Annotated in this window: 1 protein-coding gene; it reads right to left on the reverse strand. The window is 61.3% G+C overall.

The features are described 5' to 3' along the window. Positions 1–61 precede the first annotated feature (61 nt). Positions 62–1,197 (reverse strand): IS3 family transposase gene (locus FS320_RS43555; protein WP_152718672.1). Its coding sequence is split into 2 segments (ribosomal slippage): positions 62–933 and positions 933–1,197, totalling 1,137 coding nucleotides; the frame shifts between segments, so codons are not numbered across the junction. Positions 1,198–1,282 lie beyond the last annotated feature (85 nt).

Here is a 1,282-nt window from a genome sequence, read left to right on the forward strand (position 1 = left end):
TGAGGTGGCTCGGTTTGGTTGAACAGCGTTTTCGGTTCGCTAAGTGGAGCGTCTGCCGGGGTTACGCTGCCGCGCGTTGCGGAAGCGGGTTGAAGTAGGCCTGATCGGGCGTGCTCCGGTCAAGGCTCGAATGAGGCCTCCGGCTATTGTAAAAGGTCAGATAGCGGCCAATCGAAGCGCGGGCCTCGGATACGCTGTCATAGGCTTTCAGATACACCTCCTCGTATTTGATGCTGCGCCACAGCCGCTCGACAAACACGTTGTCACGCCAGGCGCCCTTGCCGTCCATGCTGATCGCGATCTTGTTCTTGAGCAGCACGCTGGTGAAGTCGTGGCTGGTGAACTGACTGCCTTGATCCGTGTTGAAGATCTCAGGACTGCCGTAGTGGCTCAGGGCTTCTTCCACCGCCTCGATGCAGAAGGCTGCCTCCAGAGTGATGGACAGCCGCCAAGCCAGCACCCGCCGGCTGAACCAGTCGACCACCGCCGCCAGATAGACGAAGCCCCGCGCCATGGGGATGTAGGTGATGTCCATGGCCCACACCTGATTAGGGCGCGTCACCGACAGCTTGCGCAGCAGATACGGATAGATCTGATGTCCTGGTGCCGGCTTGGAGGTGTTGGGTTTGCGGTAGAGCGCCTCGATGCCCATCCGCTTCATCAGCGTGGAGACATGCAGGCGTCCGACCGTGAAGCCCTCGGCCCGCAGGAGATCGCGCAGCATCCGGCTGCCCGCGAACGGATACTCCAGATGCAACTCGTCCATCCGCCGCATGAGGGCCAGATCGGCCGCCGAGGCAGGCTGCGGTTGATAATAGAGGCTGCCCCGGCTGATCCCGAGCTCCTCGGCTTGCCGGGTCAGCGGCAGGGCATGCGATCGGTCGATCATCGCTTTGCGCTCGGCCACACTCCGGCTTTGCCGAGCGCGCTTTCCAAAAAATCGTTGGCCAAGGTCAGTTCACCAATCTTGGCATGCAGCGTCTTCACGTCCACCGGCGAGCTCGTCGGTCCGGCTTTCTCAAGCCCGAACACGCCGGCAGCTCCATCGAGGAGCTGGGCCTTCCATTGGGTGATCTGGTTGGGATGCACGTCGAACTGCTGCGCCAACTCGGTCAGGGTCTTCTCACCCTTCACGGCGGCAAGGGCCACCTTCGCTTTGAAAGCCGGAGAGTGGTTCCGGCGGGGTCTCTTGCTCATCGTCTCTCCTGTTCAGCAGCCATTCTGGCTGCTCTCAGGCAGAAACTCCACTTATCCCGCTGTCCAAATTTCCCGAGCCAGCTCT

The organism is Microvirga tunisiensis (assembly GCF_009296175.1).
Classification (GTDB): domain Bacteria; phylum Pseudomonadota; class Alphaproteobacteria; order Rhizobiales; family Beijerinckiaceae; genus Microvirga; species Microvirga tunisiensis.